Raw genomic sequence first — 16,036 nt, 5'->3', positions numbered from 1 at the left:
CTGACATACAGGTTACGCCGGATCATCTGCACAAGTCAAGTCTGCGGCCGTCAGCCGGCCGTATATTCGGCCAGTTTGAACACGATCCCGCCTGATCCGCCATCCTGGTATTGATACAGGATACGGGTTTCTGTAGAGAACCAGAGCGTTGTTTCTCCAAAGGATACCTTAAAGCATTCTGCCTCGCCATAGGGAACCGAGATAGTTTCCGTTCCCTCGTATTTGATCTTCAGCATGGAGATGCTGGCAGTCAGGGGAATGGTGTCGTTCAGCTTGTAGGTTTTCCCGTTCTCATAGAAGACGGCACCTAAAATGACCATGAGAGATTCGTTATCGTAATAGGCGGCTGGCAGGGAAACCGTTTGATTCGAAGATTTCGCCCCGTTTGTTTCCACCTCCCAGCGGTCTGAATATTTCGTACTCACCTCAAATTTTTCATAAGGGGCCGCTTTGTTGTAATAGGAGGAAAGGGGCATGAGCGTGTCCATCGCTATCGTGACGCCGCTCTTGATCACCGTTTCGTCCTCATAGCTCTTTGTTTTCTGAATATCGCAGGTCTGGGCGGTCAAGTCCACGGTGATGTCAATTTCTGCAGTACCGTATTCATTGCCTTTGCTGTTGTAGATCACATAGGAAGCCGTTTGGTGTGCCGCCCACGGTATCGTTTCAATCACGGGCAGAGCTTCCGCGTTTGGATCGCTCTGCTTTGTTTGCAGGTTCTGAACGGCACAGCCGCTTAAAAGCAGGGTGCAGCAAAGTGTAAAAACCGCAACATACCCGAAAAAGTTCTTATTCATAATGCTTTCTCCCTTCCCATTTGTTAAACCAGATTACTCCGCCGACATAACAAGCGATCAGGCAGATCAGGACGGCAGCTGTGCCAATGATAAGCTGCTGCAAAACAGCGCCCGATGATATTTCCGCCGGAGGTATATTCATTCCGGCAGTAAATCCCAAGTAGGCTCCCGGCAGCTTTGCCAGCCGGAACGGCCACGCCCAGGGAATGAACATCCAGACTTTATCGCCAAGTACGGTTGTTCCAATGATAGCAGCCGTCACAAGGCCGCCCATGCCGATGCCGATAGACGCTCCCGTTCCCCAGCTAAAACTCAGCCACAAATGGAGCGCCATAAGCGGCAGGGTCCCGAAAAGTTCGAGGATCATTGCAAAGATGAACATGACCCATCCGTTCACGGTTCCCGGAGAAGCGATACTCATCCCGATACAAAATACTATCAGGGCAATCACTGTACTGACCGTATTGCAGAGAAACAGCGTCCAAAACTTTCCGGCGTACAGGGATCTTCGGGGAATGCTTGTGCTGAGATACCCTGTGAAGTTACCGGCCAGTTCTTCTTCCTGCACGATGAAAGCCGCAAGAATGCTGATAGCCAGAGGAACAACGAGTGCAGCCCAAGCGATAAAATATCCCTGAAACACATAGATTTCTTCCAGGTCGCTTCGCATGGATATATATACTACTCCTGCCAGAGAAAACAGAACAGGAACCAGAAAGGTCAGCCAACGGATCGCCGTCCGCTTTGTTTTGGTCCATTCAGATGACAATACTGAAATCATTTCAACTCCCTCCTTTGAAACCACAATGCGGTGAGGCCGGTCACTACGAAAAAGCCGACAACGGAAAGGATGATCCCGACAGGCAGGACAGATGCATCCAAGAGCGGATCGCCCGCCTCCAACATGACACCATTTGGATCTAATTGCAGGACAGGACACATCATGCGCGTCCCCCAACTCCACGGAAGTATAAACCACCATGATTTTTTAACGACGAACATACCTGCGATCAGTCCGGCAAAGCCTACCCCCATGCTGGCAAACATGCCTTTCCACGTCGCAGCCCATAGCTGGATCGGGATGATCGCAAGGCACGAGAGCCACGCAAGGAAATCTGCGGTAAAGATCGTTTTCCACGGAATATCCCATTTCCCATCGGTGATCGTGATCAATCCGGAACAGATCGTCGCTACAAAGAGGATCAGCGTTGCGATGAAAGTAAATATTACCATAGCGGTCACTTTGTTGACCCAAATCTGTCCGGGGGAATACGCATGTGCGCGTAAGCTGCGATAATTGCCGGCCTTCCTTTCCTGCATATCGATCAGATATGCGAATAAGGCAATGCCAAGAGGCAGGAATACGACCGTCCAGATATTGAATACCATCGTATTCACGTGTTCCCAGCCTCGCACAACATCCTTCGGCATGAGCCAGATGCCGGGCATCGCCTGAAGGACAAAGAACAGGGGAAGCAGGATCACAAGTTTCTTTGTGAAGGTTCTTCTATATTTCAACAGTTCAGACCGTAACCCATTCATCTGCGCGCACCTCCTTTGATCACCTCCATGAAGAACGCCTCCAGATCCTCGTCCCGGTTTGGTGTCCCCTGGAACATCAGCTGCCCTTTATTGATGATGCCGATCTCATCCACGACCTGCTCCACCTCGGAAAGAATGTGGCTGGAAAAGATCACTGTCATTCCTTTTTTCGGGAAAGTGGCAATCAGTTCACGCAGTTCCTGGATGCCTACCGGATCAAGCCCGTTGGTCGGCTCGTCCAGTATCAGCAGAAAGGGATCATTCAGCAGGGCAATGGCGATCCCAAGCCGTTCCTTCATGCCGTGTGAGAATTGGGAGGCACATTTGCTGCCGGTGTCCTTCAGATCGACGGTTTCCAAAACCTCGTAGATTTTATCTTTCGGGACGCCCAACAGTTTTGTGTGAACAAGCAGGTTTTCCTCGGCTGTCAGGTTTCCATATAATGCAGGCTCCTCGATCAGCGAGCCGATTTTGGCAAGATGCTCCCGCTTCCAAGGCTCTCCATCAAAGAGGATTTCCCCTTTTGTGGGACGGAGCAGACCCAGGATCAGCTTCAGGGTGGTGGATTTTCCCGCACCATTAGGGCCAAGCAAACCATAAATGGTATTTCTCTTGATTTCCAGCGAAACACCGTTCACAGCAAACTGCCCGGAGAAGTTTTTCGTCAATTCTCTTGTTTCAAGGATATTGTCTCTCATCGTATGAACCGTTCCTTTCTTGCAAACTATAGCTTTTTGTTTACAAGCACAGGATACGGGACAATTATCAAGAAACTATCATGATTTCAAAAAAGTTGAAAAGGATATAAAAGCGCGGCGGCTAACCCGGAAAAGTCGGGAAAGCCGCCGTTCAAGAAAAGGTTACTGAAACTTCCCACATGGGAAATGTCTGTGAACCTTGAGAACTCAATAGTTTAGCCGATAAAAAAGCGTAAGCCCCCATGCACAGATACTCGGTTTTATCAGTATTTATGCGGCTTTGCGGCACTTATCATAGTGATATCCTAGTGTGGAATCGCGGGAATGCAGGATAAAACACCTTATCGCACACGGCATTACAGCCCTTACACATTTCACCATAGCAATAGCAGGCACTGCAATCAGACCCACAGCAGCTGATAAATTCGATCAAATCATTCATCTCCCAATATCTCCTTTTGTTTCTTCTTACTGAAGTTCCCAAGCACTATCTGATATGCCTTATCAAGCAGATCTTTCAGGATGTCATCCGGCACCTCTCCATCAGCCTTTACTGAATTCCAATGCTGCTTATTCATATAGTAGCCAGGGATTATATCTTCATACTGTTTCCGCCAGAAATCCCCCTCCAGCGGCTCAAGCTTCAGCGTAATGTAATAAGGCTCATCATTATCATCCAGACATATCGCGGCAAACATCTTCCCACCGATCTGAAATCGAATCCAGTTCCATTCCGCCTGTAAATCTTTGGTCACACCTGTTTTTTCCATCAGATACTCTTCAATCCAGGGATATTTCATGCCTTTTATTCCTCCTGTAATTCTTTATCATGGCTTCTATCGCAGTTCTGACCTTCTCACGAACTTCCTCAGGTTCAATTACCTCCGCTTTATCTCCGAATGTCAAAATCCAAGTGATCAGATTCTCCATGTCCGTATAATCCGCTGTAAAGAGAAGTCTGCCATCATCATTTTCCGTAAAACATGAAGTCCCGAACTCTTCTACCAACCGCCACTTCTGATCCGCTTCAAATAATGCCTTCACTTTGATCCCACCCGGAAAGATTTTTTCATTTGAGAGATCCGGCATAGTCGCCTCTCTGCATTCAAAATTCTTTTCCGTTATTTGAACACCATCCATACGGTTCAGTTTGAACAGCCTAAAGTCCTTCCTTTTCAAGCACCACGCCCAAAGATACCAGCTCGACCAGCGAAACACCAGATAATATGGTTCAACCGTTCGCTCACTCTCCCCTGATGGAGCATAATACCGGAACTTGATCAAGCGCCTGTCTCCGATTGCATCCTGTATAATCTCTATCTTTGGAGCCAGCGAATCCCGGTACCATGATGACAGATCGATCAGAATGGAATCCCTGCCGGTGATAAACTCAGAGGAACCAGCCTGGATCTTTTCCATCAGCTGACCGTAATAACTACTTCCGCTCACGCTGTCCAGACTCCGCAGCCCTGCAAGGATCATCTGCATATCCTTTGATGTCAGGATTGTCCTGTCCATCCGGTATCCGTCCATAATGCTGATTCCGCCGCCAATGCCTTGTGCTGTACGGATAGGAATGCCCGCCCTGCAAAGATCTTCAATATCACGGTTTATTGTTCTTTTTGAAACCTCAAACCTATCTGCCAGCTCCGGTGCCGTAGTTTTCTCTTTCTGCAGCAGCACTGACAGTATCCCGATCAGCCTGTCTATCTTCATTCTCATTATGCTCCGTATGTATCATATCAAGCAAAACATGACATCTATATGTCACGTTTATTATAATTGATGTACAACTGAAAACAGCTGACAGAAACAGAGGATTCCATCAGCTGTATGCATTACAAATGACTGTCCATTGCTATTTTCTATTCAATCCTCTGAAAATATTTCAATGCATTTTCAATCGCCGCCGCTTTCTCCTCCGGACACTGTGGCTGCCTGCTGTCTTCAGACTTTGGTCAGCTTCGGTAGACATCCTGCTCGGCAAACATCTTTTCGTAGAGCTTTGTGTTCAGTTCCTCGTTTGCCATTTGATCTCACCTCCATTAACAATAGAAAAAGTCGGATGTTCCTTCGCGGAGAAACACCCGGCTATGTGAAAACTGGCTGATTTCTCCTGAAACCAATCGGTCTAAAGTCCAAATATGTGATTATTCAAATAAGACTGTCATCCAGAAGAAAGTCTATGACCCCGATGTTTAACACGCCGTTTTCGTCATACCATCGCTTTCTCACATCGTGGCGTACTACAATTTTCGGAAAGGAATCGCCAGTCAGAGAAAACGGTCTCATCTCGGTATTGATTTTTTCCGAATTTTCCATGGCATAGACAGATTGGATATACATCTTTTTATCACCTTTGGATACAACAAAGTCAATCTCCCTTGCGGTTCTTTTTTGCTTCTCTTTTTCATCTTTTTCATTGGAATATACGATTCCAATATCCACGCTGGCACGGCGGATTGCCAACTCGTTATAGATGATGTTCTCCATGATATGCGTCATTTCCTGCTGGCGAAAGCCGATCCTCGCGTTGCGAAGGCCGATATCTTCACAATAGTATTTGTTCGGATACTCGAAATAGCTCTTGCCCTTCACATCATAGCGTTTGCATTCACTGAAAAGAAAGGCATCTTCCAGGTGAGCCATATAGGATTTCACGGTATTGGGAGCGATTTGGTCTTTGCTCTTCAGCTTTTGCATGGAGTTGATCGCGTTTGCCACATTATTCGGATTTGTAAGCGAACCTACCGAAGAACAGAGCAGATCCAAAATGTCAGACAGAACGTCTATACGAGTGATTTTTTTCCGCTCTACGATGTCTTTGATATATACTTCAGTAAACAATGCTTTCAGATAAGCCATGCGAGCCTCATCATCCGGTCTTGAAAGAATGAGCGGCATCCCGCCGTAAAAGGCATAATTGTCAAAGGCATCCGCCTTGTCACCTCCGGCTGCAGCATAATACTCCGCGAAGGAAAGCGGATGTACGCGCACCTCGTCGCTGCGGCCACGAAATTCAGTCAGAATATCACTGGACAACATCCGTGAATTACTTCCGGTCACATAGACGTCAAGATCGGAAATGGTTTTCAGATCATTGAGCGCATCATAGAAAGTGATAGGCTTTCCATTCGGGTTATAGGGGTTCGGAACCTCGTCTGACATCTGTATCTCATCCACGAATAGATAAAACTGTTCTTTCTGATTGCCAATGCGTTCCTTCACATACGCTGTCAGCTCCAATGGGTTGCGATAGCGAATATCCCTTGCAAGGTCAAGTTCAATGACGATAATATGATCCTCGCTTATTCCGTTTTCCAACAGATAATTCTTATACAGGGTCCGCAGCAGATAAGACTTCCCGCACCGGCGCACACCGGTAATGACCTTCACCTGTCCGTCCCATGCATAGCCGATCAGCTGCTTCAGGTAGGAATCTCTTTTAATCTCCATAACGTCCTTCATTGATAACTTGTCAATATTATTATTCAAGTTCGCAATCACATTATACCTGATGGCAAATATAAAATCAATGTTTTTGCGCTATCAGAAGCGATATTTTACGGCAGTAAAAATGGCTTAAACACGTTGATTTTCCTGGGAATCCACGCATTTAAGCCATTTTTCTTTTCGTAGCGAGAGGGGGACTTGAACCCTCGACACCGCGGGTATGAACCGCGTGCTCTAGCCAGCTGAGCTATCTCGCCTTCTCAAACCATCCGACCCGAATCGCGATTAGCCGCGCCCCGGGCCGGACACTGGGGCCTACAGGGCTCGAACCTGTGACCCTCTGCTTGTAAGGCAGATGCTCTCCCAGCTGAGCTAAGACCCCTGTCCGCACTTTTCGCGACCTCCTTAGTCTACTAAACGGGCATTGCTTTGTCAATCCTTTTCTCAGTTGAAGCCATAGAACTTCTGACTCAGTTTATAGGCCATGATGGTGAGGCGGTTTCCGACTTTTCCGGGGAGGTTCACGCCCTGCCCGAGAAAGCCCATCCTGAGCCGCCACCAAAGCTTCAGATCCTTCTTCCGAAAGTACTCCCAGAGCTTCCGCTTCTTCTCCATGTTTTCTTCTGTCCCGGAACGGATCGCGAGCACAGAGGAGATCGTTGTGATGATCTCCAGATAGTGAAACATATAGTTTCGGAGCTTGGGTGGCTGCACCGCCGCGAGATTGCAGCAATCCGCCATGAATTGATTGACCCGGATCTGCTGATCGATCCGTCCGATCATGACCTGCTCATTGACCGACTGATCCTCTCTTCCGATGAAATAGTGATAGAGATTTTCATCCATATAATAGATATTCTTCACGAAGGGGAGCGGCTGGTAGACAAAGATATTGTCCACGTAAAAGGTGTGCTTTGGGAGCTCCAGCCCGCAGTCCCGGAGCATCTCCGTGCGGTAGATGACGGAATGCATGAGGATGTATTGGCCGAGCAGAAAGTGCTTCACCTCCTTCCAGCCGAAGATCCTGTCCTCGGGGAAGGCCGTCTTATAGCGCATGACCTTCTTTCGCTCCTGCCCGACCTTGTCGTAGACGAAATTTGCGACAAACATATCGACCGGAGTACCGGCGAGGACCTGCTCCCGAAGCTTCTCAAGCACGCGGAGAAGGACCTCGCTGTCCAGCCAGTCATCGGAGTCAACCACCTTAAAGAAAAGCCCCTTTGCGTTCCGCAGTCCCGCATTGACCGCCTCGCCGTGTCCCCCGTTCTCCTGATGGACCGCCCTGCAGACCCCCGGGTACTTCGCCTCATACTCCTCCGCGATTTCCAGCGTATTGTCCTTTCCCGATCCGTCGTCAACAATGATGATCTCAAGCTCATCGCCGCCGGGCAGGATACTCTCGATACAATGCCTCATATAGGCGGCGGAGTTGTAACAGGGAATCGCAAAACTGACTAATTTCATCTCGGTCCTTTCCATAGCGGAATGAATCCCTTCACGGCATTCAAACGTCGACACCTTCTCTCCCCGGCTCTCTTGCAATCTCCTCCGATTCCTAAAGTCCGGGCGGCAGATTTATATAAAAAACGAGGAGCATCTCTGCTCCTCGCCGGGATCGGAATGACAGGACTTGAACCTGCGGCCTCTTGACCCCCAGTCAAGCGCGCTACCACCTGCGCTACATCCCGATGCCCGTTAATATTATCGCAAAATCCAGAGAAAAGCAAGAGATTTACGGGAATTTACTTTTATTTTGCGGAAGATAAATCCGTCCCCCCTAGAAGCCCTGCCACTGCTCTGTCCCATTGACCGGCGCCTCTCCGCTCTCCGCTCCGATCGGATAGGAGACCCCGAGAAGCTTCTTGTGCATTAAAAATCCGACCATGGTCGGGATCGCCCCGAGCAGCGTAAAGAGATAGTAGAGCGCCAGATTTTGATAGTAGACCGCTGTACTCCCCGATTCCCTGACGACCACTCCCACTGCCGGAAATGCATCGAAGAGATTCACTTCATAGGCCCTCATGATGGAGATCGCCCAGTCCAGATTGTTACCGAGATAAACCATGAGCGCCATGACAAGGACGGAGAGAATCATTCCGAGGATATCGAACTTCCCCGCGAGAAGCTCATAGCCCTTGGTGACGCAGACCCCCATGACTATCCCTGCCCAGAGAGAAACATAGCCGAGCTGCCCGATAAAGACCATCACCGCAATGCCGATAAAGCTCCCGAGCAGTGCCCCGACGATTCCCGCGATAAAATTCCCTCTCTTTCCATTGTTCTTCTCAAACTCCGACTGCGTGCGGTTCCTCTCCTGGGCATACTCCTCCTTTGTCAGAAAACGAAGACTCCCCCCGACAAAATAGCAGCCGTTTTCGTCCGTGCGGCCGCTGAGCTCGCTGCAGTCCTGCAAACCATTTTGATGCAAAAATGTCGTGAGGTCCCGGATCCCCTCCGCGCATCTTTCGATCTGTGACTTCGCCGTAAGTCCGCTCTTCGCCAGAAAGCTCGCGCGGTGCCCCTGCAAAATCAGCTTTCCGAGCGTCTTTTTATACTCCTTCGGCGCCTGCTTCAAAACCTCCTTTTCCGGCTTCTGTCCTGCCCCCATCGAGACGGACACCACGATCTTTCGGACATTCGCGTCCATGATCACCGCGACATGGTAGCCATTGAAGTAGCCGGCGCTGATCCCACTGTCCTTGTCAAAGCTAAGACCGGTCTGCTCCGCGATCTTACGATTTACATCCTTTACCGTCATACTCTCCCCTTCTTCTGATACCGTGGTCCAGCCCCCTGCTGTCCACCATCCACTAACCACTAATCACTGAGCACTGAGCACTGAGCACTGAGCACTGAGCACTGAGCACTGAATGAGTATAAGCCAATCCGCCTGCGGCTTCAAGCTCCAGTATAGACATTTCCTCAAAATTTGCTCAGAAAAAGGCCGGGCAAACACCCGGCCCTTCGCAAGGTTTTCTCTGTCTTATTTCTTTTCTCCCCGCAGGAATTCATCAATCCCCTTCGCCGCCGCCTTTCCGGCTCCCATCGCCAGGATGACGGTCGCGGCGCCGGTCACGGCATCTCCTCCGGCATAGACCGCCTTCTTTGAGGTCTCTCCGTTCTCCTCCTTCGCGATGATGCATCCGTGGCTGTTCGTATCCAGGCCCTTCGTAGTAGCGCTGATCAGCGGGTTCGGAGAGGTGCCGAGGGACATGATCACGGAGTCACAGTCGATGACATATTCGGATCCCGGGATCTCCACCGGCCTTCTTCTTCCGGAGGCATCCGGCTCTCCGAGCTCCATCTTGATGACTTTGATGCCCTTCACCCAGTCATTTTCATCGGTGAGGATCTCCACCGGATTTTGCAGAAGATCAAAGATGATCCCCTCCTCCTTCGCGTGGTGAACCTCCTCCTGTCTCGCGGGGAGCTCCGCCTCGGATCTCCGATAGACGACATGCACCTCCGCGCCGAGGCGAAGCGCGGTCCTCGCCGCGTCCATCGCCACATTTCCGCCGCCGACCACGACGACCTTCTTTCCGCATTTGATCGGCGTATCCGCATCCTCCCGATAGGCCTTCATCAGATTATTTCTCGTGAGGAACTCATTCGCGGAGTAGACACCGTTCGCGGTCTCACCCGGAATATTCATAAACTTCGGAAGCCCCGCCCCGGTCCCGAGGAAGACCGCGTCGAAGCCCTCCTCATTCAGGAGCTCGTCCACCGTGATGGATCTTCCGACCAGAACATTGGTCTCGATCTTCACTCCGAGCTTTTTCACATTCTCGATCTCCGGGATAACCACCCTGTCCTTTGGAAGACGGAACTCCGGGATCCCATAGAGAAGCACGCCGCCCGGCTCATGGAAGGCCTCAAAGATCGTCACCTCGTAGCCGAGCTTCGCGAGATCTCCCGCGCAGGTCAGCCCGGAGGGACCCGCTCCGATGACGGCGACCTTCCTGCCGTTCGGCTCTCCGGGCTTCGCGGCGACATAGCCGTGCTCCCTCGCCCAGTCGGCCACATAGCGCTCGAGCTTTCCGATCGCGACAGGCTCTCCCTTGATCCCTCTCACGCACACACCCTCGCACTGCGTCTCCTGCGGGCAGACTCTTCCGCAGACAGCGGGAAGGGCCGAGGAGCGGGCGATGACATCCGCCGCCTTCTCGATATTTCCCTCATTGATCTCATGGATAAACTCATTGATCTGAATGGAGACCGGGCAGCCGACCACACAGCGGGGATTTTTGCAGTTCAGACAGCGGGAGGCCTCCTCCTTCGCCTGGGCATCGTCATAGCCGAGGCAGACCTCCTTGAAATTGGTGGCGCGCACCTTCGGATCCTGCTCCGGAACCGGAACCTTGTTCTTCATCATATTCACAGCCATTCTCTCACCTCCGATCATCCATTGCAGTTGCCGCAGCCGCCATGCGCCTTCTCCGCCTCGAGGAGCTCGAGCATCGCCCTGCCCTCCTCGGTCTTATAGGTCTGCTGGCGCTTCATAGCGAGATTGAAATCGACGAGATGGCCGTCGAATTCCGGTCCGTCCACACAGGCAAACTTTACTTTGTCACCGACAACGAGGCGGCAGGCGCCGCACATGCCGGTCCCGTCGATCATGATCGGGTTCATGGAGACAACGGTCGGGATGCCAAGTTCCTTTGTGGTCAGACAGGCGAACTTCATCATGATCACCGGTCCGATCGCGATGCACTTCGTGTACTTCCTGCCCTCCTCCAGGACCAGCTTCTTCAGGACATCCGTCACGACACCCTTTGCGCCGTAGGAGCCGTCATCCGTCGTCACATAGACATTTTTCGAGACGGAGCGGAGCTCCTTCTCCATGATGAGAAGATCCTTATTTCTTGCGCCGAGGATGACATCCGCCTCAACGCCGTGCTCATGCAGCCACTTGACCTGCGGGTAAACGGGAGCAGCGCCCACGCCGCCCGCAATGAAAATGATGCTCTCCTTCTTCAGCTCCTCGATCGGGGTCTCAATGAGCTCAGAGGGTCTGCCGAGAGGGCCCACAATATCCGTAAAATACTCTCCCTCCTTCAGCTTGCTCATCTTCTCCGTGGAAGCTCCGACGACCTGAAAGACAATGGTGATCGTCCCGGCCTTTCTGTCATAATCCGCGATGGTGAAGGGAATCCTCTCCCCAAGCTCCCCCAGCTTCGCGATCATGAACTGTCCCGGCTCCGCGTTCCTTGCGACAAAGGGCGCCTCCACGACCATGAGCCAGTCCTTGTCTACCAGATGCTCAACTTTTGTGATTTTGTACATGTTCTCCTCCATGTCCACTGCTTTCGGCCTGATACCCCTGCTGTACAGACCCGTGCGACTTTCGTCATCTTATGATTCCAGTATCAAAAGTCCCCCATCCATGATCTGCTCGCACAGGAGTGGATGAAAGACTCTATGATACGCCCTCTTACGGCTATGGAACGAAATAGCAGCCGGTATGCAGATAAGAGGCGGCATGGATGGGAGCCGCGAAACAGCGGAACCATGCGGAATCACTTTCGGCGTTTGACTTATTATAGCATATCCGCATGAAAACAGCATCATATAACAGGCGATTTTGCCCCATTTCCCGCCTTGCTTCGCAAATAATACATAAACTTTGCCGTAAAAGCCCCGTCCAATGCCCGCATAGATGAGATGCGCTGCGGCATTGAACATGCAGGCCCGAAAAGCCGGAAGGCAGACGGCAGGAGCGGCCGCGCCCGGGCAATCGGCCTTTACAGACGAGGAGAAGCGCTAAATCATGAGCGCTCCCCGCAGACCAGACAAAGCGCCGGAATTCACAGGTACCGGAATCCAACCGGAAAATAAGAGAGCGGGATGCCTAGCTCTCTCCCTTCCGGAGGAAGGCCGCCGCTTCGTAGGGGCGGAGCTTCCCGTCCTTCCTCCCGTCCTCGGGATAATTCCCGATGAGGAGCTCCCATCCTTCTTTCCGGGAAGGAATTCCCTCTGCCCTCTCCTCATCCGCGGAGAAGCTTCCGAAGACGAGGAGGCGCTCTTCCCCGAGGCTCCTCTCATAGCTCAGGACCTTCTCATTCCCGGAATCCGTAAAGTGAATCCGTCCCTCCGAGATGGGCGGGAGCTTCTTTCTGAGAAGGATCAGTTCCCGGTAGCAGTGCAGGATAGAGTCCTCGTCCGCCTCCTCTGAGGCGGCATTGATGAAGCTGTGGTTTTCCGGTACCGCTATCCATGGCTCTTCCTTTGAAAAGCCGGCATATCTCCCACCGTCCCACTGCATCGGCGTCCGGCTGTCATCTCTCGATCGGGCCGCGAGAATCCGGAGGGCGTCCTCCCTGCTGTGCCCGTCCTTTCGGAGAATCCCATAGTAGTTTATGCTCTCCACATCCCGATAATCCTCGATCCTCTGATAGCCCGGATTCGTCATGCCGAGCTCCTCTCCCTGGTAGACATAGGGCGTCCCCCGCATCAGATGGATAAAGATCGCGAGCATCTTCGCGGACTGCTTCCAGTATTTTCCCTCGTCGCCAAAGCGGGAAAGCACTCTCGGCTGGTCATGATTGCACCAGAAAAGCGCATTCCAGCCGCCTCCCTCCTGCATCTTTTCCTGCCACTCCGAGAAAAGTCTCCTGAGCTCCCGAAGATCCGGCGCCATCAGGGCCCATTTGTTTCCATCCTTGTAATCCACCTTCAGATGATGGAAGCTAAAGCACATGGAGAGCTCCTTCTCGGAGGGCCTTGTATAGAGAATGCAGTTCTCGATCGAGGTGGAAGACATCTCTCCGACCGTCACCATCCCATCGATTCCGGTCTTTTGTACGAGCTCCTTTAAGAAGCGGTGCACATGTCTCCCATCGGTATAGAACCTCCTGCCGTCCCCTTCCTCATCATCCGGAAATTCCTCCGGCTTTGAGATCAGATTTACGACATCGAAGCGAAAGCCCCGGAGCCCCTTTTCCTTCCAAAAGAGTATGATTTTCCGAAGCTCCTCCCGAAGCTCCGGGTTCTCCCAGTTGAGGTCCGCCTGCGTCCTGTCGAAAAGATGCAGATAATACTTCCCAAGCGAGGGGACATATTCCCAGGCGCTTCCGCCGAACTTCGACTGCCAGTTGCATGGCGCACCCCCGGATACGGGATCCCGGAAGATGTAATAATCCATATATCTTTTCTCACCGCGGAGCGCCCGCTGAAACCATTCGTGCTCCGTGGAGCTGTGATTAAAGACCATGTCAAACATCATCCCGATCCCGAGCTCCCCGGCCTCCCGGATCAGATTCACCGCGTCCTCCATCGTCCCAAAGACGGGATTCACCGAGTAATAATCCGAAATGTCATAGCCGTTGTCGCGCATCGGAGAGCGGAAAAAGGGCGTGACCCAGATATAATCAATACCGAGATCCTTCAGATAGGGAAGCTTTTCCCGGATGCCGTTCAGATCGCCGATGCCGTCTCCATTGGAATCCGCGAAGGACTTGATGTAAATCTGGTAGACCGTGCTTTTCCTGAAATCGTTCATTCTGTCTTCCTTATACACTCCTCGCGATCTCGTCCTTTCCGGCCCTGACCTCCTTCCCGGTCTCAAAGGAGAGCTCCGGCCCCTCTGTGACGACGAGAACGGTAATGAGGGGATGTCCCGCGGCGCGGATCTTTTCCGGATCAAAGCGGATGAGCTCCTGACCCTCTCTGACCTTCTCCCCCATCTTCACGAAGCTCTGAAAGCCGTCCCCGTTCATTGCGACGGTGTCCAGCCCAATGTGGAGAAGGATTTCCGTCCCATTCGGAAGGCTCAGCCCGACCGCATGATTGCTCTCCTCCATGACGACGCTGACGCTGCCGTCCGCCGGAGCGAGAAGGACATTGTCCGTCGGCTCAATCGCCATGCCCTCTCCCAATGTTTTCTTGGAGAAAACCTCGTCCGGAACCTCTTCGATCGGAACCGTTTTCCCGCTCAGAAAGGCCTTTAAATGAAGGGGAGCGCCGGAAGCCTCCGCGGCGGGAGATTCCTTTTCAGGAGCTCCGTTCCCTCTTTCCTCCTCCCTGTCAACTCCCTTTCTCCGTCCGATTCCATAGGTCAGAAGGAAGGGAAGCACGACAGCGACCAACATGCAGAGCGCAAACATCCCCATGCTCTCCGGCTTGATGGAGAGGATCCCCGGGAGTCCGCCGACTCCGATCGCGGAGGCATTGACAGAAAATGCCGTGCTCAGAACTCCGGCGACGCAGGACCCCGCCATGGCGGAGAAAAACGGAAAGACATATTTCAGGTTGATACCAAACATCGCCGGCTCTGTCACGCCGAGATAGCAGGAGATGCAGGACGGAATATTGATCTCCTGTGCCTTCGCGTTTCTCCTTTGCAGCACGATCATGCCGAGAACTGCGGAGCCCTGCGCGATATTGGAAAGCGCGATCATGGGCCAGAGCATGGTCCCTCCGAAATCGGAAATCAGCTGGAGGTCGATGGCATTGGACATATGATGCAGTCCCGTGATGACAAGGGGCGCATAGAAGAAGCCGAAGACCGCCCCGAAGATGACACGGTAGGGTCCGCTGATCCCCGCGTAAACCACTGCAGAAATCACGGAGCCGATGCGCCAGCCGATCGGGCCGAGCACGAAGTGCGCTGCCATCACGGAGAGAAGCAGGCTCATAAAAGGCGTCACAATCATGGACACCACCTTAGGCGTGACCCGTTTAAAGAAGCGCTCCAGATAGACCAGCGTAAAGGCAGCGAGAATCGCCGGGATGACCTGCGCCTGATAGCCGATCATATTGACCTTTACGAAGCCAAAATCCCATTTCGGAATATCCGCCGCCGCGGTCCCTGCGACAGCGTAGGCGTTGAGGAGCTGTCCCGAGACCAGGGTGAGACCGAGGATCAGGCCCAGGATCTCCGTCCCCCCCATCTTTTTCATCACAGACCAGCAGATCCCCACCGGGATGCCGACATGGAAGACGGCCTCACCGAGCAGCCAGAGGAAGCTGTCCACTCCCGCCCAGAACTGGCTCTGCGATACCAGAGTCGCCCCGTTAAAGATATTCAGGCTGTCGATCACATTTCGAAAGCCCAGGATCAAACCTCCGACGACGATCGCCGGGATGATCGGGGCAAAGATCTCCGCGATGGAGGTCATGACTCTCTGAAGCGGATTCTGGTTTCTCTTCGCTGCGCTCTTTACCTCGCTCTTCGAGACACCGGAGACGCCTGAAACCGCGACGAAATCCTGATAGAAATCCGCCACCTCATTTCCGATGATGACCTGAAACTGCCCCGCCTGCGTAAAGGTCCCCTTCACACAGGGGATCGACTCGATCTCCGGAATATTTGCGATCTTTGGATCATTGAGCACAAACCTCATCCTGGTGATGCAGTGGGAGACCGCGTGGATATTGTCTTTTCCGCCGATCGCCCGAAGCAAACGCTCCGACGACTCCGTAAATTTCCCCATAAGCCCTCCTTCGAAAATCCATGCCTTTCATCTACTTGTATAAACAAATTTCTCCTTTCCTACATCTTATCTTGTTTAAACAAATTGGTCAAGCAAATTTTCCTGTCTGATAAGG

13 protein-coding genes and 3 tRNA genes are annotated in these 16,036 nt (G+C 52.1%); all 16 read right to left on the bottom strand.

What is annotated here, in order from left to right; translation table 11 throughout:
• Nucleotides 1-50: 50 nt before the first annotated feature.
• Nucleotides 51-797 (bottom strand): DUF3108 domain-containing protein, encoded by a 747-nt coding sequence (locus GCWU000341_RS01895; RefSeq protein ID WP_009213997.1) that lies wholly within the window; start codon nucleotides 795-797, stop codon nucleotides 51-53.
• Complete coding sequence (locus GCWU000341_RS01890; RefSeq protein WP_009213996.1) at nucleotides 790-1,578, bottom strand: lantibiotic immunity ABC transporter MutG family permease subunit; 789 nt, start codon at nucleotides 1,576-1,578, stop codon at nucleotides 790-792. The genes GCWU000341_RS01895 and GCWU000341_RS01890 overlap by 8 nt, the downstream gene beginning before the upstream one ends.
• Nucleotides 1,575-2,339: a lantibiotic immunity ABC transporter MutE/EpiE family permease subunit gene (locus GCWU000341_RS01885; RefSeq protein ID WP_009213995.1), complete on the bottom strand. Its 765-nt coding sequence runs from the start codon at nucleotides 2,337-2,339 to the stop codon at nucleotides 1,575-1,577. Before GCWU000341_RS01885 ends, GCWU000341_RS01890 begins: the two co-directional genes overlap by 4 nt.
• Nucleotides 2,336-3,037, bottom strand: coding sequence for a lantibiotic protection ABC transporter ATP-binding protein (locus GCWU000341_RS01880; protein ID WP_009213994.1), 702 nt, complete (start codon nucleotides 3,035-3,037; stop codon nucleotides 2,336-2,338). The genes GCWU000341_RS01885 and GCWU000341_RS01880 overlap by 4 nt, the downstream gene beginning before the upstream one ends.
• A gap of 434 nt (nucleotides 3,038-3,471) precedes the next feature.
• On the bottom strand, nucleotides 3,472-3,837 hold the full coding sequence (locus GCWU000341_RS01875) for an MmcQ/YjbR family DNA-binding protein (RefSeq protein ID WP_009213993.1): 366 nt from the start codon (nucleotides 3,835-3,837) through the stop codon (nucleotides 3,472-3,474).
• Entirely contained in the window at nucleotides 3,818-4,753 is a 936-nt protein-coding gene (locus GCWU000341_RS01870; protein ID WP_040652905.1) for a helix-turn-helix transcriptional regulator, read from the bottom strand. Before GCWU000341_RS01870 ends, GCWU000341_RS01875 begins: the two co-directional genes overlap by 20 nt.
• Nucleotides 4,754-5,191: 438 nt before the next feature.
• The gene (locus tag GCWU000341_RS01865; RefSeq protein ID WP_040652904.1) at nucleotides 5,192-6,493 is read right to left on the bottom strand and encodes an ATP-binding protein; all 1,302 of its coding nucleotides are present in this window, start codon (nucleotides 6,491-6,493) and stop codon (nucleotides 5,192-5,194) included.
• A 180-nt stretch (nucleotides 6,494-6,673) separates the two neighbouring features.
• Nucleotides 6,674-6,747 (bottom strand) — tRNA-Met (locus GCWU000341_RS01860).
• A 52-nt stretch (nucleotides 6,748-6,799) separates the two neighbouring features.
• Nucleotides 6,800-6,872 (bottom strand) — tRNA-Val (locus tag GCWU000341_RS01855).
• A gap of 62 nt (nucleotides 6,873-6,934) precedes the next feature.
• Entirely contained in the window at nucleotides 6,935-7,954 is a 1,020-nt protein-coding gene (locus GCWU000341_RS01850) for a glycosyltransferase family 2 protein (protein ID WP_040653258.1), read from the bottom strand.
• Nucleotides 7,955-8,105: 151 nt separating this feature from the next.
• A tRNA-Pro gene (locus tag GCWU000341_RS01845) sits at nucleotides 8,106-8,178 on the bottom strand.
• A gap of 89 nt (nucleotides 8,179-8,267) precedes the next feature.
• Complete coding sequence (locus GCWU000341_RS01840) at nucleotides 8,268-9,248, bottom strand: FUSC family protein (RefSeq protein WP_009213988.1); 981 nt, start codon at nucleotides 9,246-9,248, stop codon at nucleotides 8,268-8,270.
• Nucleotides 9,249-9,473: 225 nt separating this feature from the next.
• Nucleotides 9,474-10,874, bottom strand: coding sequence for an NADPH-dependent glutamate synthase (gltA, locus tag GCWU000341_RS01835; protein WP_040653257.1), 1,401 nt, complete (start codon nucleotides 10,872-10,874; stop codon nucleotides 9,474-9,476).
• 14 nt (nucleotides 10,875-10,888) lie between these two features.
• Nucleotides 10,889-11,773: a sulfide/dihydroorotate dehydrogenase-like FAD/NAD-binding protein gene (locus tag GCWU000341_RS01830; protein ID WP_040652903.1), complete on the bottom strand. Its 885-nt coding sequence runs from the start codon at nucleotides 11,771-11,773 to the stop codon at nucleotides 10,889-10,891.
• Between the two features lie 565 nt (nucleotides 11,774-12,338).
• Nucleotides 12,339-13,988, bottom strand: coding sequence for an alpha,alpha-phosphotrehalase (treC, locus tag GCWU000341_RS01825; protein ID WP_040652902.1), 1,650 nt, complete (start codon nucleotides 13,986-13,988; stop codon nucleotides 12,339-12,341).
• 10 nt (nucleotides 13,989-13,998) lie between these two features.
• Nucleotides 13,999-15,921 (bottom strand): PTS system trehalose-specific EIIBC component, encoded by a 1,923-nt coding sequence (gene treP / locus GCWU000341_RS01820; protein ID WP_009213981.1) that lies wholly within the window; start codon nucleotides 15,919-15,921, stop codon nucleotides 13,999-14,001.
• Nucleotides 15,922-16,036: the final 115 nt, after the last annotated feature.

Origin of the sequence: Oribacterium sp. oral taxon 078 str. F0262, assembly GCF_000160135.1 — a bacterium.
In the GTDB taxonomy this organism is placed as follows: Bacteria; Bacillota; Clostridia; order Lachnospirales; family Lachnospiraceae; genus Oribacterium.
Note: the sequence above shows the minus strand (reverse complement) of the source record. Positions and strands in the feature narration are given on the sequence as shown.